14 protein-coding genes are annotated in these 18,717 nt (G+C 74.8%); 2 read left to right on the top strand and 12 right to left on the bottom strand.

Annotation, left to right across the window (positions count from 1 at the left end):
• Positions 1 to 80: 80 nt before the first annotated feature.
• The 11 genes from DMH08_RS22910 to DMH08_RS22855 all read right to left on the bottom strand — a co-directional run bounded on the left by DMH08_RS22910 (position 81) and on the right by DMH08_RS22855 (position 15,447).
• Complete coding sequence (locus DMH08_RS22910; protein WP_125617609.1) at positions 81 to 1,019, bottom strand: helix-turn-helix domain-containing protein; 939 nt, start codon at positions 1,017 to 1,019, stop codon at positions 81 to 83.
• 72 nt (positions 1,020 to 1,091) lie between these two features.
• Positions 1,092 to 1,934, bottom strand: a complete 843-nt coding sequence (locus DMH08_RS22905) for a GNAT family N-acetyltransferase (RefSeq protein ID WP_026405440.1) — start codon at positions 1,932 to 1,934, stop codon at positions 1,092 to 1,094.
• Positions 1,935 to 2,066: 132 nt separating this feature from the next.
• The gene (locus DMH08_RS22900) at positions 2,067 to 3,728 is read right to left on the bottom strand and encodes an alpha/beta fold hydrolase (protein ID WP_233617752.1); all 1,662 of its coding nucleotides are present in this window, start codon (positions 3,726 to 3,728) and stop codon (positions 2,067 to 2,069) included.
• Positions 3,729 to 3,859: 131 nt separating this feature from the next.
• Positions 3,860 to 5,467 carry an alpha/beta hydrolase gene (locus tag DMH08_RS22895; RefSeq protein ID WP_034521236.1) on the bottom strand — a complete coding sequence of 536 codons (1,608 nt, stop codon included), beginning with the start codon at positions 5,465 to 5,467 and terminating at the stop codon, positions 3,860 to 3,862.
• 272 nt (positions 5,468 to 5,739) lie between these two features.
• Complete coding sequence (locus DMH08_RS22890) at positions 5,740 to 7,401, bottom strand: alpha/beta hydrolase (protein ID WP_158642375.1); 1,662 nt, start codon at positions 7,399 to 7,401, stop codon at positions 5,740 to 5,742.
• A 261-nt stretch (positions 7,402 to 7,662) separates the two neighbouring features.
• A complete protein-coding gene (ispG, locus tag DMH08_RS22885) occupies positions 7,663 to 8,847 on the bottom strand; it encodes a flavodoxin-dependent (E)-4-hydroxy-3-methylbut-2-enyl-diphosphate synthase (protein ID WP_267898569.1) in 1,185 nt (394 codons plus the stop codon).
• A gap of 183 nt (positions 8,848 to 9,030) precedes the next feature.
• On the bottom strand, positions 9,031 to 10,230 hold the full coding sequence (locus DMH08_RS22880; RefSeq protein ID WP_125617605.1) for a M50 family metallopeptidase: 1,200 nt from the start codon (positions 10,228 to 10,230) through the stop codon (positions 9,031 to 9,033).
• Positions 10,231 to 10,346: 116 nt separating this feature from the next.
• Entirely contained in the window at positions 10,347 to 11,582 is a 1,236-nt protein-coding gene (gene dxr, locus DMH08_RS22875; protein ID WP_125617633.1) for a 1-deoxy-D-xylulose-5-phosphate reductoisomerase, read from the bottom strand.
• 51 nt (positions 11,583 to 11,633) lie between these two features.
• Positions 11,634 to 12,716, bottom strand: coding sequence for a sensor histidine kinase (locus tag DMH08_RS22870; RefSeq protein WP_125617603.1), 1,083 nt, complete (start codon positions 12,714 to 12,716; stop codon positions 11,634 to 11,636).
• 611 nt (positions 12,717 to 13,327) lie between these two features.
• On the bottom strand, positions 13,328 to 14,611 hold the full coding sequence (locus DMH08_RS22860) for an extracellular solute-binding protein (RefSeq protein ID WP_084551126.1): 1,284 nt from the start codon (positions 14,609 to 14,611) through the stop codon (positions 13,328 to 13,330).
• 491 nt (positions 14,612 to 15,102) lie between these two features.
• Positions 15,103 to 15,447, bottom strand: coding sequence for a hypothetical protein (locus DMH08_RS22855; protein ID WP_125617599.1), 345 nt, complete (start codon positions 15,445 to 15,447; stop codon positions 15,103 to 15,105).
• 253 nt (positions 15,448 to 15,700) lie between these two features.
• Here DMH08_RS22855 and DMH08_RS22850 point away from each other — a divergent pair, with 253 nt between their 5' ends.
• Positions 15,701 to 17,317 (top strand): PucR family transcriptional regulator, encoded by a 1,617-nt coding sequence (locus DMH08_RS22850; protein ID WP_026405435.1) that lies wholly within the window; start codon positions 15,701 to 15,703, stop codon positions 17,315 to 17,317.
• Positions 17,318 to 17,324: 7 nt separating this feature from the next.
• Here DMH08_RS22850 and DMH08_RS22845 read toward each other — a convergent pair whose 3' ends face one another.
• The gene (locus DMH08_RS22845; RefSeq protein ID WP_125617597.1) at positions 17,325 to 18,158 is read right to left on the bottom strand and encodes a TrmB family transcriptional regulator; all 834 of its coding nucleotides are present in this window, start codon (positions 18,156 to 18,158) and stop codon (positions 17,325 to 17,327) included.
• 47 nt (positions 18,159 to 18,205) lie between these two features.
• On the opposite strand from DMH08_RS22845, the gene DMH08_RS22840 reads away from it, so the two are divergent.
• Positions 18,206 to 18,604 carry a class I SAM-dependent methyltransferase gene (locus DMH08_RS22840; RefSeq protein ID WP_199747952.1) on the top strand — a complete coding sequence of 133 codons (399 nt, stop codon included), beginning with the start codon at positions 18,206 to 18,208 and terminating at the stop codon, positions 18,602 to 18,604.
• Positions 18,605 to 18,717: the final 113 nt, after the last annotated feature.

The following is an 18,717-nucleotide window of genomic DNA, read 5'->3' as shown; positions in this document are numbered from 1 at the left end:
TCCGCGCTCACTGTAAGGCGCCTCGTCCCCCGAGTCGACCGGCAAAGGTTCACAACGGCGCCGCGTTTCCCACCGCACTGTCAGTGCCACTCCCATTCCAGGCCGACGATACCGCGCCGCACGTTCGCGACCGCGAGGTTCGCGCTGCCGGACGTCCCGACCCACAGCTCGCCGAGGCGGTTGCGGGGCCCATCGGCGGTCTCGGCGGTGAAGCCGTAGCAGCGGGCCGGGAGCCGCTCGCCGTCGAACTGGACGACCGCGACGTACTGCTGGACGGGGTGCGGGAAGCGGCGGTCGTAGCCGCCGGGCGCGCCGGCCCCCGCGGGGACGGTGACGGGGCCGAGGTCGTACTCGACGACGGCGGTGTCCCCGGCCGCCAGCACCCGGTCGAAGACGAGCTCGAACGCGACCAGGCCGTCCCCGGCGCGGATCCGCCCGGGACGGCAGTAGCGGGCGGCGGCGAGGCCGGACGCGGCGCAGCCGCCGGGGCCGCCGTCCCCGGCGGGGCCCGTGCCGTGGACGCAGACGACGCGGTCGATGTCGTCCCCGGCGGCGCGCAGCACGGCCCGCACCGACAGCGTCCAGGTGCGGCCCGTCTCGTCCAGCCGGTAGACGTCGTGGACGCCGAGCCGTTCGAGGCGGTGGTCGCCGGACCGGTCGAGCTGGCCGACGAGGCGGGCGTAGCCGTCGGGGTCGGGCCACAGGCCGCTCGCGAACGCGGCCGCCCCGGCGGACGGGCCCGCGGCGAGGGCGCCCCGGCCCGCGGCGGGCCGCGCGACCTCCCCGGCGACGGGGGCGGTCTCGTCGAGCAGGGCGGTCAGGGTGCCCGGCGCGACGCCGAGGACGTCCTCCAGGGACTCGACGACGGCGCGGGACCGGGGCCGGCTGCGCCCGCGCTGCCAGTAGCTGAGGGTGGCCACGCTGACGGTCAGCCCGCTGCGCTCCAGCCGGTGCCGGACGCGTTCCAGGGTGAGACCGCTGGCCTGGATGGCCTGCCGCAACGCCCCGGCGAATTCCACGGCCCGGATGCTACCGTTTCGGACCGTTCCCGTCAGGTATCGGGGAGTAATCGGGCAGGGAAGAACAAACCTCTAGAACAGGATGGACATGAACGATCCGGTCTCCACGAAGCCGACCCGGCGGTAGGCGGCCCGCGCCCGCGCGTTGTAGTCGTTGACGTACAGCGACACCGTCGGCGCGATGCCGCGCAGCGACTCGGCGACCACCGCGGCCATCCCGGACACCGACAGCCCCCGGCCGCGCATGTCCGGCGGGACCCACACCCCCTGCACCTGGCACGCGTGCGGCGTCACCGCCCCGATCTCCGCCTTGAACAGAACGCGGCCGTCCTCGATCCGGGCGAACGCCCGCCCGTCCCGGATCAGCTCCGCGACCCGCGACCGGTACAGCACTCCCCCGTCGCCGGCGTTGGGCGAGACCCCGACCTCCTCGGTGAACATCGACACGCACGCCGGATAGACGACGTCGAAGTCCTCCATCCGCACCCGCCGGACGGCCGGGTCGGGCTCGACGTCCGGCATCCGCGACGTCGCCATCACCGGCTGCACCGCCCGCACCGCCCGCGGCGGCCCCCAGTACGGCTCGAGGATCCGCCAGAGCGCGCCGACCGTGTCGACCGGCCCGACGATGGACGAGCAGCGCCGCCCCTGCGCCCGCGCCCGCTCGCCGAACGCGCGGACGGCGTCCGGGCAGGCGGCGACCGGGATCAGGTTCGCGCCCGAGTAGCACAGCGACACCAGCCGCCCGTCGCGCAGGTAGCCCCACATCTGGGCGCCGAGCCGCCGCGGGTCGAGCCCGGCGGCGTGCACCCGCGAACCCACGAACACGTTCGCGACGGGGTCGGCGTCGAGGATCGCCAGCGCGTCGCGCCGGTGCCGGTCGTCCAGCACCCGCACGGGCGCCGAGCCGAGCATGCGCACCGCCGCTACCCGCCCCGGGCCGGGGACGCGCCCCGCACGGCGGCCTTCACCACTGAAAGCACCACGTGGCCAAGCCTATGCGGTCCCGGGCCCGATCACCTCAACCGGCTCCCGTCCGGCCACCGGTCAGGCGGCGGGCCCGCGCGGCTCCTCCGGCCGGTCGTGCCGCACGGGCACGGGCGGTGGTCCCGCCGGGCACGTCGCGTCCGGGCCGGGGCGGCTCGCGGGCAGCTCGCCGCGCCCCAGGTAGGCGGCGACGGCCCGGTCGACGCAGGCGTCGCCGGTCAGCGTGACGCCGTGGTTCCCGCCGCCCTCCTGCACCAGCAGCCGGGAGGTGGGGAACCTGAGGTGCGTCTCCGCGGCGCCCGGGTACGGGGTCGCGGCGTCCTCCGACGCCTGGACGAGCAGGATCGGCGGCATCGACGCGCTCCCCCACACGTCCGGGCGCGGCCCGCCGCCCACCTCCCAGAACGCGCACGGCGCGTTGTACCAGGTGTTGCTCCAGGTCTCGAAGCGGTGCCCCGTCCGGTACAGGCGCTCGGCGTCGGCGCGCCAGTCGGACCAGTCGCGCGGCCACGGCCCGTCGCGGCACTCCACCGCGGTGTAGACGGCGTAGCCGTTGAGGTCGAGCCGGCTCGGCGGCTTCCAGGCGGCGCGGAGCGGGGCCGGGTCGCCGCGGACGGCGTACGCCGACAGGGCGCGCGCGTGGGCGTCCCACGAGTTCTGGGCGTAGCCGTCGGCGAGGAAGAGGCCGTCCAGTTCCGCGGGGCCGACCAGGCCGCCGATCGGCTCGGCCTCCAGCTCGGCGCGCGCCCGGTCGTAGGCGGCGCGGACGTCCGCGGCGGTCGTCCCGAGCCGGTAGGTCGCGTGGTGGCGGGCGATCCAGGCGAAGAAGGCGCCGATGCGCTCCTCGAACGCGACGTTCTGGTCGAGGTTGTTCTGGTACCAGGCGCCGCTCGGCCGGGGCACGCTGTCGAGGACCATCCGGTCGACGCGGTGGGGGAACATCGTCGCGTAGACCGCGCCGAGGTAGGCGCCGTAGGAGTACCCGAAGTAGTCGATCGTCTCCTGCCCGAGGGCGCGGCGGATCGCGTCGAGGTCGCGGGCCCAGTCGGCGGTGCCCATGTGCGGCAGCAGCTCGCCGTGCTCCGCCGCGCACGAGCGCGCGAAGGCGCGGGCCCGCTCGACCCACGCCCGCTCCTCCGCCGCGTCCGCCGGGACGGGGTCGGGCATCGCGCGGCCCGGGTCGCGGTACGACTCGTCGCAGCTCAGGGCGGGCTCGCTGGCGCCGACGCCGCGCGGGTCGAACCCGATCCAGTCGTAGGCCGCGGCGACGTCGTCCGGCAGCGCGGACGCGAACATGGCGGGGAGGTCGCGCCCGTACGCGCCCGGCCCGCCCCGGTTGAGCAGGACGGCGCCCTTGGACTCGGGCGCGGTGTGCGGGGCGCGGCTCAGGGCCAGCGTGAGCTGCGGACCGCCGGGGTGGGCGTGGTCGACGGGGACGCGGATCTCGGTGCACTGCAGGCCCTTGAGGCGCGCGCCCGCGACGGGGTCTTCGGCCGGGCAGGGCTTCCACTCGATCCCGGCGGGCGGCGGGGCGAGGTCGGCGGACACGGGCGCGACCGGCGGGGTCGGCCCGCCGGCGCCCGCGAACGCGAGGGCGAGCGCGGCGGCGGCCGTCCCGGCGGCGGCCCGCTTGCCGGTTCCGCGGACGGGGACCCCGCGGGGACGGGCCCCGCGGGGCCGGGTTCCGCGCGCGAGGGCCCTGCGGGCTGCGTGGTTCGGCACTTTCGCTTTCTATCGGCCGCACCGCCGCGGCCCGCCGAACCGGGGATCGCGCGTTTCCCTCCCGAACCGGGAGGTCCCGCCCGATCCTGCCCGGGTCCCGGCCGTGCGGCCGGGACCCGGTCACGCGGCTGCTACGGGCGTCCGACCGGAAGGTCCTTGCCCGCACCGGCACCGGCGGCCTTCAGCTGAACGGCCGTCGGGTCCGGGTCGTTCAGCGCCGGGACGGCGGCGCAGGTCGCGTCCGCGCCGCGGCGGCTCTCCGGCAGCGCGCCGGTGTCGAGGTAGGCCGCGACCTTGTCGTCCAGGCAGACGTTGCCGTTGAGCGTGTTGGAGTGGGTCTTGCCGCCCTCCTCCACCACCAGGCGGGACGACGGGAACACCTTGTGCATCGCGAAGCCGCCCTCGACCGGGGTCGCGGCGTCCTGCGACGACTGCACGAGCAGGATGCCGGGCAGCTTCTTGCTCCCCTTCAGCCGGTACTCCGGCCCGCCCTGGAACGGCCAGAACGCGACGGGCGCGTTGAACCAGACGTTGCTCCAGGTGTTGAAGCGGTAGCCCTGCCGGACGAGCTTCACCGCGTCGTTGTGCCACTTGGACCAGTTGCGCGGCCAGCGGGCGTCCGCGGCCTGCACGGCGTTGTAGACGGCGAAGGAGTTGTCGTCGCCGCCGGTGCTCAGCCAGCCGAGCAGCCCGGACGGGTCCCGGTCGTTCGCCCACGCCGAGAGGGCCTCGCCGAACGGGATGTAGTACGCGGTGTTGTACCCGGCGCTGAGCACGATGTCGTCCAGCTCGCTGGGGCCGATCCGGCCGCCGATCGGCGACTTCTCCGCGGCGGCCCGCACCTCGTAGTACTTGGCCTCGACCTTCTCCCGGGTGTCGCCGAGGCGGTAGACCGAGTCCCACTCGGCGAGCCACGCGAACCAGGACTTGATGTTGCGCTCGAACGCCTTGTTCTGCTCGAGCTGCGAGTCGTACCAGATGTTCTTCGGGTTGACGTTGCCGTCCATCACCATGCGCTTCACCCGCTCGGGGAAGAGCGAGGCGTAGGTGGCGCCGAGGTAGGTGCCGTAGGAGAAGCCGTACCAGCTGATCTTCTCCTGGCCGAGGGCGCGGCGGATCGCGTCGACGTCGCGGGCGGCGTCGGTGGTGCGCATGTTCGGCAGGAGGTCGCCGAACTTCTCGGCGCAGTCCCGCGCGTACTTCTTCGACTTGGCGAGCCAGGCCCGCTCCTCCCGCCACGACGCGGGCACGTAGTCGGGCCGGATCGGGTCGGAGAAGTGCGGGTCGCAGGAGAGGCTGGGCTCGCTGGAGCCGACGCCGCGCGGGTCGAAGCCGATGATGTCGTACTTGGCCGCGACGTCGGCGTGGCCGGTGCCGGCGATCCAGCGGGCGAGCGCGGGCGCGTACGCGAGGCCGCTGCCGCCGGGGCCGCCCGGGTTCACGAACAGGACGCCCTGGTAGTTCGCCTCATCGGTGTGCTTGAACCGCGACACCGCGATGGAGATCTTCCGGCCGCCGGGCTTCGCGTGGTCCAGCGGGACCTCGACCGTGCCGCACTGCGCGTTGTTCATCGGGTCGTCCGGCCCGCTCACCTCGCAGGTGCCCCAGTCGATCGAACCGGGCGCGGCGGGCGCGGCTGCGCCGGCCGTCCGGCCGGTGTCCGCGCTCGCGGGCACGGCGGCGCCGAGGCCGCCGGCCGCCACGACCGCGGCGGCCGTGACGAGAAGAACCTTTTTCAACCTGACCCCCTCAGATCGGCGGCTCCGGGCGCCGCGAGGGCGCCGGAGGGGGAGCTGCGCCGATACGTAGCGGATGCATGAATTGCGGGGTGATTGTGGCGGTTCCGCCCCCTTTGCGGGCAGAGGCAGCCGCAGAGGGATGCGGAACCGTGACAAGATCAGCGGAACTTCGTGATGTTCCGCGGCGTTCCGGCCCGGCACGGCGGCGGCCCGGACGGGCCCGGGAGGTCCCGGGACCCGCCCGTCCGCTCGACGCCGTGCCGGTGCGCCCGTCAGCGGATGACGTCCGCCTTCGGCAGTGCGGCCGCAGGCGCGCGCAGGCCGGCCGCCGCCTCCGCGTCCGCCCCGGCCGGCGGCTTGGGGTCGCCGAGGTCGGGGACGTGGACGATCCGCTCCGCCGGACGCTCGCCGCGCAGGAAGTACGCGTCGAAGTAGGCGTCGACGACCTCCGAGCCGCGGTGCACGATGCAGTGCGTCCGGTCGCCGTCCTGGACGACCATCCGCGAGCCCCTGAGCCGCTTGTGCAGGTCGAGCGCGCCCTCGTAGGGCGTCGCGGCGTCGTGCGTGGACTGGAACATGAGGATGTCGTCCGGAAGGTCCGGCGTCGCGCCGACGTCCACCGGCTCGCCCGCCTTCGCGCCCCAGAACAGGCAGGGGGCGTTGAACCAGGCGTTGCCCCACGTCGTGAACGGGTGCTTCGCGTTGATCCGTGCGTTGTCGCGATACCACTTCCACCAGCTCCGCGGCCACTGCACGTCGGTGCACTCGGTCGCGAGGTACATCGCGTACCCGTTGTCGTCCGCCTCGCCGCTCGTCGGCGAGCCGAACGTGCCCGCGAACGTGGCGGCGTCCCCGTTCTTGTAGGCCGACAGCCCGGCCGCGTACCCGTGCCAGATCGCCTGGCTGCGGCGGTACCCGGCGTTCAGCACCACGTCGGTCAGCTCGGCCGGGCCGACGGCGAGCTCCTGCCCGCTCTCGGGGTCGGTGTGGCGGACGGGCTTCTTCCTGAGCTCGTCGCGCAGGCCGTAGAAGAAGTCGTGCACCTTCTTCCGCGTGTCGCCCAGGTGGTAGACGTCGTCGTATTGCGCGATCCAGCCGAAGTAGTACTCGACGTTCTCGTCGAACGCGACGTCCTGGTTGAGGTTCGCGTCGTACCAGACGTCCGACGGGCCGACGTTGCCGTCCAGCACCATCTTGTCGACGCGCTTCGGGTACACGGTCGCGTACGACGAGCCGAGGTACGTGCCGTAGGACGCGCCGTAGTAGTCGAGCCGCTCGTTGCCCAGCGCCTTGCGGATCGTCTCCAGGTCGTGGACGGAGTCGATCGTCTTGACGTGGTCGAGCAGCCCGATCTCGTCGGCCCGCTCGCAGTCGCGGGCGTACCCGGCCGAGCGCCACAGCCAGGTGGCGACCGCGCCGATCTCGCCGTCGCCGTACGCCGGACGCGGGGCGTTCGTGTAGGCCGTGTCGCAGCTCAGCGCGGGTCTGCTCATCCCGACGCCGCGCGGGTCGAACCCGATGACGTTGTACGCCTCCCGCATCTCCGGGGAGTTCTGGGCGAACACGCGCGGGCCGAACAGCGCGCCGCCGCCGCCCGGTCCGCCCGGGTTGACGACGATGTCGCCCTGGGCGGGGCCGTCGCCGGTGTGCGGCGTCTTCGTGAGCTGCAGCGTGATCTTCGTGCCGTTCGGCGCGCCGTAGTCGAGGGGCACCTGCAGTTCGGCGCACTGCACGATCTTCGAGACCGGGTACAGCGAGTCGTAGGACGAGCGCACCGTCTCCACGAAGTCCGCGGGGCAGGCGTGCCAGTCGAGGGCGGCGGGGTCGAATCCGCCGGCCGGTCCGGCGGGCGGGCTCGCGGCCTGCGCGCTCGTGGCGCCCAGGCCGGTGAGGCCGAGTGCGGCCACGGCGGCCGCGACGACGATCCTCTTCACAAATCCCCCTAACGTGCCAGCTCGATCGAGCCGGACATATGGGTAAATGAGTGAAGATTGTGGCGATGCTCGCGTCGGCGCGGACAGACCCGCAACAAGGTGGTGACCCGATCGTGACGAGATCACCGGAACTTCGTGATCGTCCCGGACGTTCGGGACCCCGGACATGACGAAGCCCCCGGAGCGGTTCCGGGGGCCTTCGCGCCGATCCGCGGACGATCCGTGCGCGGATCGGCGGGCGCGGTCAGCTCATGCGGCCGCTCAGGCCACGACGACCTCGGCGCCGGGACCGGACACGGAGCCGTCCTCGCCGATCTCGAAGCCCATCTCCTCGGCGATCCGCATGGCCTCCTCGATCAGCGTCTCGACGATCTGCGCCTCGGGGACGGTCTTGACGACCTTGCCCTTGACGAAGATCTGGCCCTTGCCGTTGCCGGACGCCACGCCGAGATCGGCCTCGCGGGCCTCGCCCGGGCCGTTCACGACGCAGCCCATGACCGCGACGCGCAGCGGGGCCGGGAAGTCCTTCAGCCCCGCCGTGACCTGCTCGGCCAGCGTGTAGACGTCCACCTGCGCGCGTCCGCAGGAGGGGCACGACACGATCTCCAGGCCGCGCTGCCGCAGCCCCAGCGACTCCAGGATCGCCGTGCCGACCTTGACCTCCTCGACGGGCGGCGCCGACAGCGACACCCGGATCGTGTCGCCGATGCCCTGGCTCAGCAGCGCGCCGAACGCCACCGAGGACTTGATCGTCCCCTGGAAGGCGGGGCCCGCCTCGGTGACGCCGAGGTGCAGCGGGTAGTCGCAGGCGGCGGCGAGCCGCCGGTACGCCTCGATCATCACGACCGGGTCGTTGTGCTTCACGGAGATCTTGATGTCGCGGAAGCCGTGCTCCTCGAACAGCGAGCACTCCCACAGCGCCGACTCGACCAGCGCCTCGGGCGTGGCCTTGCCGTACTTCTCCAGCAGCCGCTTGTCGAGCGAGCCCGCGTTGACGCCGATGCGGATCGGCACCCCGGCCTCGGACGCCGCCTTGGCGATCTCCCCGACCTTGTCGTCGAACTTCTTGATGTTGCCGGGGTTGACCCGGACGGCCGCGCAGCCCGCGTCGATCGCGGCGAACACGTACTTCGGCTGGAAGTGGATGTCGGCGATGACCGGGATCGGCGACTTGCGGGCGATCGCGGGCAGCGCGTCGGCGTCGTCCTGCGACGGGCACGCGACCCGGACGATCTGGCAGCCGGACGCGGCCAGCTCCGCGATCTGCTGCAGCGTGGCGTTCACATCGGCGGTCAGCGTCGTGGTCATCGACTGCACCGACACCGGCGCGTCGCCCCCCACCGGCACGTTCCCGACCATGATCTGACGGGACTTGCGGCGCGGCCCGGCCGCGGGCCCCGCTTCCTGCCCGTCACGGACCGTAGGAATTCCCAGTGAAACGCTCATCCCTCTCCTCTGTTCGCCTCTGCTCGACCGGAGACGCTCTCGGCCCCCCGCAGAGAAGGCGGGCGTCCCCCGCGTGACACGGCCGCCCGGCCCGTACAAGCCTAGGCGCCTCGGGCGATTGCGGTGACGGCGACCGGCACGTAATAGTGTGACCGTTTAGCTACTTACCGTAAACCTCCCGGGTCATTCGGGCAGCTCGAGCGGGTTGAACAGGTCGGCCAGTATCAGCAGGACCCCGAAACCGACGAGCAGGAGGACCGCGAGGTAGGTGAGGGGCATGAGCTTGGTGATGTCGGCCGTGCCGGGATCCGGGCGGCCGCGGACCCGCGCCATGCCCGCCCGGGCGCGCTCGTAGGCGACGACCGCGAGGTGCCCGCCGTCCAGCGGCAGCAGCGGCACGACGTTCAGCGCGCCGAGGAAGATGTTCAGCGAGACGACGAGCGACAGGAACAGCGCGAGCTTGTCGCGGGCCGAGTCGTCCGACGCGAAGATCTGCCCCGACACGTCGGTCGCGCCGACAACGCTGCCCACCTGCCCGCCGGGCGAGCCGGCCCGCTCGTCCGAGAACAGGTTCGGGATCGCCGACGGCAGGTCCGCCGCGACCCGGCCGATGCCCTCGAGCGTCGTCGCGATGCCGCGCCCGGCGAACACCACCGCGTTGATCGGCCCGACCCGCTCGTACCCGGCCCCCGCCACCCGCGCGGACACCCCGACGAACGGCTCGCCGCCGAGTTCCGCGAGCCGCATCCGCAGCGTCACCGGCTCGGGAGCCCCCGGCCGCTCGACCGTCACCGCGACCGCCCGTCCGGCTCCGGCGCGTTCGATGGCCCGCGTCAGCTCCCGCCAGCCGCCGACCGGGGCGCCGTCGAACGCGACGATCCGGTCGCCCGCCCGCAGTCCCGCCCGCGCCGCCGGAGACGCCGGACGGTCCGGGCCGCACTCGGCGCCCGCCCCGGCGGGCACGCACGCCGACACCCGGTCGACGGTCGTGGTCACGGTCCCCGGGTCGCGGATCCCGAGCGTCATCGCCATCACCATGAGCAGCAGGAACGCGAACACGAAGTTCGCGACGACGCCCGCGGCGATCACGATCGCGCGGCGCCCGGCGGGCTGCCGGTAGAACGCGCGGGGCCGGTCCGCCGGATCGATCTCCTCCAGCGGCGTGTACCCGACTATCTTGACGAAGCCGCCCAGCGGGATCGCCTTCACGCCGTACTCGGTCTCGCCACGCCGCCGCGACCACAGCGTCGGCCCGAACCCGACGAAGTACTGGGTGGCCTTCATCCCGAACCGCTTCGCGGTGAGCAGGTGCCCGGCCTCGTGCAGCATCACCGACGCGAGCAGCGCGACGACGAAGGCGACCGCGCCGAGCAGGAACGCCATCCCAGCCCCCTCGGGGGTCCGTCCCGGGCGGGCCCCGGGTGCCTAGGCGCGTGTTTCCCGAGGGGCGACCGCCCACACCCGGCCCCGCCCGGCGGCCGTCCGCCGCGCGGGACGGGTCAGGGGAGGCCGATCACTTCGCGGGTGCGGGCCCGCGCCCACGCGTCGGCGGCGAGGACGTCGTCGACCGTCAGGTCCGCCGCCGACCCGGCGGAGCCCGGGTCGTGCTCGTCCAGGACCCGCGCGACCGTGTCGACGATCCCGAGGAACGGCAGCCGGCCCGCGCGGAACGCCTCCACGCACTCCTCGTTGGACGCGTTGTAGACGGCGGGGGCGGTGCCGCCCCGCTCCCCCGCGCCGCGCGCCAGCCGCACCGCCGGGAACGCCTCGTCGTCCAGCGGGAACAGCTCCCACGTGTGCGCCCGCGTCCAGTCGATGCCCGGGGCGGCGTCCGGGACCCGGTCGGGCCAGTCCATCCCGAGCGCGATCGGCAGCCGCATGTCGGGCGGGCTCGCCTGCGCGAGCGTGGAGCCGTCGGTGAACTCCACCATCGAGTGGATCACCGACTGCGGGTGCACCATCACCTCGATGCGGTCCATCGGGACGTCGAACAGCAGGTGGGCTTCGATGACCTCCAGGCCCTTGTTGACGAGGGTCGCCGAGTTGATCGTGACGACCGGGCCCATGTCCCACGTCGGGTGGTTCAGCGCCTGCTCCGGGGTGACGTCCGCGAGCTCGTCCCGGGTGCGGCCCCGGAACGGTCCGCCGCTCGCCGTCAGCACCAGCCGCCGCACCTCCTCGGGACCGCCGCCGCGCAGGCACTGCGCGAGCGCCGAGTGCTCGGAGTCGACGGGGACGATCTGACCGGGCCGCGCCCGCCCCCGCACGAGCGGCCCGCCGATGATGAGCGACTCCTTGTTGGCGAGCGCCAGCGTCCGCCCCGCGTCCAGCGCGGCCAGCGTGGACGCCAGGCCGAGCGCGCCCGTGACGCCGTTGAGCACCACGTCGCACTGCCACCCGGCGACCTCGGCGACCGCGTCCGGCCCGGCCACGATCTTCGGGATGGGGTACTCGCCGGCGGCGTACCCGCGGCGCTTCGCCTCGGCGTAGAAGGCGAGCTGCAGGTCCTGGGCGGCGGACGCCTTGGCGACGGCGACGATCTCGGGCCGGAACTCCAGCGCCTGCTCGGCGAGCAGGCCGACCCGGCCGCCGCCGGCGGCCAGGCCCGTCACCCGGAACCGGCCGGGGTTGCGGCGGATCACGTCGAGCGCCTGCGTGCCGATCGATCCGGTGGAGCCGAGCAGGACGACGTCACGGGCGGCGGCCGCGTCGGCGGCGGCGTCAGAGGGAGTCATCACGGGGCCATTCTCGCGCATCGCGCCCCGCCCATGGCGAGTCTCCGGTGCTCAGCCGTCGCGCCCGTCCGGTCCCTGGAGGAGCGGAAGCCGCAGGACGAACCGGGCGCCGCGGGCCTCGCGTCCGGTGTCCCGCCCGGTGTCGGCGGCGTAGAGGCGGCCGCCGTGCGACACCGCGGTCGCGCGCGCGACCGCCAGGCCGAGACCGGTGCCGCCGTCGACGCGGCTGCGGGCGCTGTCCAGGCGGGTGAAGCGCTCGAAGACGCGGTCGCGGTCGGCGGGCGGGATGCCGGGGCCGTCGTCGCGGACCTCCAGGACGGCCTCCGCGCCGTCCCGGCGCACCTCGACCTCGATGAGGCCGACCGCGTGCCGCTCGGCGTTGGCGAGCAGGTTGACCAGCAGCCGGCCGAGGCGGATCGGGTTGCCTTCGACGATCACCCCGGTCTCGACCTTCGCGTTGAGCGGGACGGGCGCGGTGCGGACGGCGAGTTCCGACTCGACGAGCGCCCCGAGGTCGACCGGCTCGCGGGCGGGTTCCTCGCCGGCGTCCAGGCGGGCCAGCGCGAGGAGGTCGTCGACGATGCGGTGCAGCCGCTCGACGTCGCGCAGCGCGCCGTCCAGCGTCTCGGGGAGGTCGGCGTCGCCGGGCGCGGCCAGCGCCAGCTCGATGCGGGTGCGCAGCCCGGTCAGCGGGGTGCGCAGCTCGTGCGAGGCGTCCGCGATGAACGCGCGCCGCTGCCGGCCCGAGCGCTCCAGGCGGTCGAGCACGCCGTTGATCCGCGCGGCCAGCCGGTCGGCGGCGTCGCCGGTCGGCGGGACGCGCACCCGGCGGGACGCGTCCGCCGCCTCGAGGATCTCCGCCATCTGCGCCTCGGCGTCCGCCACCGGGCGCAGCGCGCGCTCGGCCGCGCGCCGGGCGGCGCGGGCGCCGAGGCCGAGCGCGGCGGCGAGCAGCGCGGCCAGGACGGGCGCGAGGACGCTCCACCGGGCGTCCGCGAAGACGTGCAGGACCACCGCCGCCGCGACCGTTCCGAGCAGCAGCGGCGGACCCGTCACCGCGAGCGCGCCCACCGTCCCACGCGCCGGTGCGGAGCGCGGCCGGTGCACCCGGCCCTCGGCTTTCCGGACCGACATGTCTCCTTTGTACGTATTCCACGGCAAAGGAGACCTGCGCCGACCGTATGGGGCGGACTGATCTTCTGCCCGGTCGTCCGGCCGCGCCCCCGGCGGGCGGCACGGGAGCCTTTGCCGCCCTTTTCACCTTCGCTAGCTGGGACAACACACTCCCCGGCCTATAAAGGAGTCACGTGAAGCCGACTCCCGCGAGGGGATGGGACATGGGCCAGGCGGGTGACCCGACGTTCGACCCGGCGCCGCTGAGCACAGCGCAGCGCCTGGGCGACGCGTGCGTCGTCTGCGGCAAGAGATGGCCCCGGCCGCGCGTCCGCGTCGGCCGCCTGCCGGATTCGACCGGGGTGTTCGCGTGCGACGACTGCGCACCCGCCCCGCCGGTACCCCGCCCGCGGCGGGGCCCGCGAGAACCGCGCTTCACGGGCGCCGGACCGGTCGGAGAGCCGGACCCGACGCCGGTGACGGCTCTGCACGCCGCCGTCGCCATGGAGTCTCTCCAGGGAGAAGGGTGACCCGGGCATTCGGGGGGAAGCCCGGGACCACCCGAGAGGCGCGCCCGGCTGGGGGCGGTCGGGCGCGCCGGAGAGACCTCTGACGGTCCCACCGGACCGCCGCTACAGCTTCGTCGACTCGATCCAGGTGCGCGTCCACTCCGCGTAGCTCGTGCACCGGTCCTCGCCCGAACCCGCCTCGGCGTCCCCGGCGTCCCCGGCGTCCGCGCCCGGCTCGCGGCCGCAGTCCTCGCGCGGGGTGTGCGCGAAGATCACGTCCTCCAGGTACTCGCGGTCGCCGACGCGGTACGCGCTGCAGAAGCCCGGCCGGAGCCGGTCGCCCGAGCACGCCTGCGGGTTGGCGGGCGCCACGCCCGTCCACTCGGCCACCTGCTGCTGGACGTCCGCGGACGCCGTCCACTGCAGCCACTGGTACATGCAGTTCGGGTGCTGCGCCCGGGAGCTGATCATCCAGGCGTCCAGCCAGCCGGTCACGCCCTCCGCCGGGACGGCGCCCCGCACCGGCTGCGACGCCCGGTTCAGCACGTCCACGTGGTACGGCCACGCCTGCCCCAGGACAGCGCCGCCCGCCGCGAACGCGCTGACGGCGTCGGCGGGCAGCTCCCAGTACTCGGCGACGTGCGGGCGCTGCTCCTTCAGGACGCGCCCGGCGGCGGCGAGCTGCTCGGGCGTCAGCGAGTACGGGTCCTCGACGCCGAGGCCGGGCTCGGCGCCCTTGAGGTACAGCGCGGCCTCGGCGATCGACAGCGGGCTGTCGCGCATGACGAGCCCGCCCGAGCGGCCGCGGGCCCGGTCGGGGTCGAACAGCGCGGCCCAGCTCGACGGCTGCGGCACCGACCGCGAGTCGTGGACCAGCAGGTTCGAGCCCCACACGTACGGGACGCCGAAGTACTCGCCGTCCCGCTCGAGCAGGCCGCGCAGCGTCGGCTCGAGCTTCTTGTAGCCGTCCACGAGGTCGGTGTTCACCGGGACGACCTGGTCGTCGGCGATGAGCCGCCCGGCGACCTCGGGCGGCGCGGCGACGCCGTCGTAGTGCCGGCCCTCGTCGCGCATCAGGTCGGCCATCTCGCGCGGGGTCGTCGCGACCTTCCAGCCGATCTTGCAGCCGGTGCGCTCCTCGAACGGGGTGACCCAGTCGACGCGCGGGTCGGTGCCGCCGTTCTCGATGTAGCCCGGCAGCGTCACGAGGTTGAGGACGCCCTCGCCGGGGCCGAGCGTGCTCGCCGCCTTCGCGACGCCGACCGGCTCCCGGTCGTCCTCGCCGCCGCTGCACGCGACGAGTCCCGCCGCGGCCAGCACCGCGGACGCCCCCAGGGCCGCCAGCACCTTGGCGCGCACCCCGTCCAGCAGGCGCGTGTTCGTCGGGCGCGTGCCCGTCAGCCGCATGTCGCTCCCAGCTCGCCTCGCGGGTCCGCTCCCCCGGATTCGCGAACGTCCCCGTCGGCGCAGCGTAGCGCCTTCGCGGCGGGGCGGCGGCGGGACCGCGCGGGGCCGGGCGAGCGCCGCGGGACCGTCCGCCCTTTTCCTCGGACGGACGACGCCCGGCGAAAGAACCGCCGCCCGTTCGTCGCCCGAACCGACGTCCGGATTTCGGATGGGCCGGAACAACGCGCAACACGAGCGGCGGGGCGGCGCCTAATGCGTCCGCCGGGGCGGATCCCGATCCGCCACGGCCGGCGGCGACCATTCACCGCCATTTACCGCCACTGTTTCCGGCCCTTCACCCGGGTGGCGCGGGACCCGCCACGGCCCCGGGGGACGGCGGGTGCCGGCGTCCGCGCCGCACACGGAGTTCTCCGGCGGGGGCTGCGGCGCGGACACCGTCCTGCCCGGGGCCGTGACGGCACCGGCGGGCGCGGCGGGTCGGGGAACAGCGGTCATCCTGCGGAGCCGCCCGGCCACGCGATCGCCGGCGCCCGGCGGAACGGCGACGGTGTGACGCCCTCGAGCCGGAGGAGGTTCGAGGGACGCCGCGCGTCCCGCCGGGTGTCGTCGGGGAGGGGCGGCCGGTGACCCCGCGCGCCGGAGGGCGGGGTCCGCCGGATCGCCTCGATCTGCGCGATGAGGGCCTGCGGGGTGTCGGCCTCCAGGAAGTCGCCGACGTCCAGCTCGCGGGGCGGCAGCGCCCACCAGCGGCGGGTGAACGGGCCGAACCAGAACGTCCAGCCCGGAAAACGCCGTCCGAGCGCGTCGACCTCTGCGGCATGGTCGTCTGCGGTCATTGCGCGGCTCCCTGCGCCGGCCCCGCGGTCACGGTCGCCACCGGGCCCTGACTTTCATTTTCGCCTCATTTAATTGAGACAGTCAGATTGTGTCGCCGCGCACAGAACGAGTCAATGGAAGTTGCTATTATTCGCGGCCGTGCCGGGTCCGTAAGAAGGCCACGCAAACGCGGCCGGCGGCGTCCCGCCGGCACCGACAGCTTGTAACGCGGCGAACGGCGTCCTTGACACTGTGCCCGGTAGCATCGGCGTGATGCTGCCCACGGTCGACGACGTGCTCCGGCTCGACGCGGTCCGCCGCTGCCGGCCGCGCGTCGTCGCGGGCGCCGACCGCACCGGCGGCCGCGTCCGCTGGGTCCACGTCGCCGAGGTCACCGACATCGCGCCCCTGCTGCGCGGCGGCGAGCTCGTCCTCACCACCGGCATCGCGCTGCCCGACGACCCGGACCGGCTGCGCGCCTACATCGCCGACCTCGCCGAGGTCGGGGTGTGCGGGCTGATGATCGAGCTGGGCCGCCGGTACGCCACCGCGCTGCCCGGCCCGCTGATCGACGCCGCCGAGCGGCACGGACTCCCGGTGGTCGTGCTCGAGCACGAGCCGGTGTTCGTCGACATCACCGAGGCCGTGCACGCGCGGATCGTCCAGGAGCAGTTCGCGGAGCTGCGGGAGTCGGAGCGGCTGCACGAGATCTTCACCCGGCTGTCGGTCGAGGGCGCCTCCACCGACGAGGTCGTCCGGCGGGTCGCCGCGCTCGCCGGGCACCCGGTCGTCCTGGAGAACCTGTCGCACCGGGTGCTGGCCGCCGACGCGGGCGGCGCCGACCCGGCGGAGGTGCTGGCGGCGTGGGAGGCGCGGTCCCGGGCCGTCCGGCCCGGCGGCCGCACCGGCTACGACGCGACGTCCGGCTGGCTGGCGACCGCGGTGGGCGCCCGCGGCGAGGACTGGGGACGGCTGATCATCGTCCTCGGGTCACCGCCGACGCCGCGCGAGACCGTCCTGGTCGAGCGGGCCGCGACCACGCTCGCGCTCGGCCGGCTGCTCGACCGGCACGCCGAGAGCCTCGAGCGGCAGGCGCACGGGACGCTCCTCGCCCGCATCATCGCGCACGCCCACTCCGATCCGCAGGAGGCCGCGGCGCGCGCCCGGGCGCTCGGGGTCCCGCTGACCGGGCGGCGGCTGTTCGGCGCGGTGCTGCGGTACCGGGGCGCCGCGGGGGCGGCGCCGGGCGGGGAGCTCTCCCAGCTCGCCGAGACCACCGCCGCCGCCTGCCGGCGGGCGCGGGTCGCCGCGCTCGTCGGCGTGCTGGACGAGGGCGGCCCGGACGCGCGGGTCGGCGTGCTCGCGTCGCTGCCCGCCCGCACCGGCGCCGAGACCGCGCTCACCGAGATCGCCGCGCTGCTGCGCCGGCAGTCGGTGCACGACGGGGTGCTCGCCGCCGGCTCCGTCGTCGAGACGGTCCGCGACGTGCGCCGCTCGTTCCTGGAGGCCGAGCAGGTCGCCGACGTCGCCGCCCGCGGCCCCGGCGACCGCCCCTTCTACCGGCTGCCCGACCTGCGGCTGCGCGGCCTGCTGCACCTCCTGCGGGACGACGCCCGCGTGCAGACGTTCGTCGAGCGGGAGCTCGGCCCGCTGCTGCGGCACGACGCCGCGCACGGCACCGACCTCGCCCGCGTCCTGGAGCTGTACCTGGAGTGCGGCCGCAACAAGGCCGAGGCGGCGCAGCGCGCCCACCTGTCGCGCCCCGCCCTCTACGAGCGCCTGCGCCGCATCGGGCGCGTGCTGGGCGCCGACCTCGACGACGTCGAGTCGTGCGTGTCGCTGCACGTGGCGCTGCTCGCGCTCGGCTCCGTCCGCCGGGAGCGGCCGTGACCCGCGCTCACCTGCGGCCGAGGAGGCGGAGCAGGTCGGGGTCGGTGGCGAACAGCCGGTCCAGCTCGGCGGCGCCGACCCGGTCGGCGAGGATCTGCAGGGCGATGTCCTGGCGGACGTACTCGGCCGCCATCAGCGCGACCGCCGGGTCCGCGGTGTAGATGCCCCACGCCGCGCTCTCGGCGAAGCCGCCGACCACGGCCTCGCGCCGGTCGCCGACCACCACGATCAGCCGGTAGCCGAGGTCCTCCAGGACGGCCTCGGGCGCGGAGTACCGGTGCCTGTGGACGCGCGCGCCCGCGTCCGCGCCGGGCCCGGCGTCGTCGCCGAACGCGACGACCGACACGTCCACGCCCCGTCCCGCGGCCTCCTCGACCGGGCCCCGCAGCCGCCGCATCTCCTCCGGCCAGATCGACACGAACAGGTCGCGGCGGGCCGCCGCGACGACGTCCCCGGCCCGGTCGAGCATCGCCTCGGCGTCCTTGAGCCCGTGGATCGGCGGCGCCTCCGGCGCGGCGGCGACCGCGGGCAGCGCCGTCCGCAGCACCGCGACGGAGCCGTCGAACTCGCGGCGCATCCGGTCCAGCAGCGACTCGGGCGGCAGCGGCAGGTACTCGGTGGCGTCGGACGAGCCGCGCGCCTCGTACGCGGCGCCGCGCGCCACGAGCTTGCCCAGCGTCTCGTACACGGTGCTGCGCGGGACCCCCGACCGCTTGGCGACCTCGTACCCGTTGACCGGCCGGCCCGCCGCGACGAGCGCCACGTACGCCTTGGCCTCGTACCCCGACATGCCCAGCCGCCGGAGGTGCTCCAGGACGTCCCGCGTGCTCACCGCCGTCATGCTACGCGCCCGGCCCGCCGCGGCGGGGCCGTACGGCGCGCCCGCCCGTGCTGCCGAACGTCCGGTTCGTCGTGGCCTCCGTGACCGCGTGGGAGCCGGACGCCCCCGCCGACCTGATCACGTGCGTCCACGGGCTGCACTACGTCGGCGACAAGCTCGGGCTGCTCGCGCGCGCCGCGTCCTGGCTGACGGAGGGCGGCCTGCTGGTCGCCGACTTCGACCCGCGCTCGGTGCGGCTCGCCGACGGCTCCCCCGCCGGGCGCCCGCTGGCGGCCGCGCTCCGCCGGGCCGGTTTCGGCCACGACGCCCGCCGCCGCCGCATCACGCTGCGCGGCCGCCGCGAGGCGACCCTCCCGTACCGGTACCTGGGCGCCGACGACCGGGCCGGCCCGAACTACACCGGTCAGCCCGCCGTCGACTCTTACTACGCTCCGGACCCGCAGTAAGCGCCCACTGACCCCAGCGGCCGAGACGGCCGCGCGCTCCCATACGATGCGCGCCATGCCCCCCAGAAACAACCGGGCCCCCTTTCCCAGCCGCACCTCCGGAGCCGACCGCC

Origin of the sequence: Actinomadura sp. WAC 06369, from assembly GCF_003947565.1 — a bacterium.
Classification (GTDB): domain Bacteria; phylum Actinomycetota; class Actinomycetes; order Streptosporangiales; family Streptosporangiaceae; genus Spirillospora; species Spirillospora rifamycini.
The sequence above is the reverse complement of the archived record's forward strand: the minus strand, read 5'-3'. Positions and strand labels throughout refer to the sequence as shown.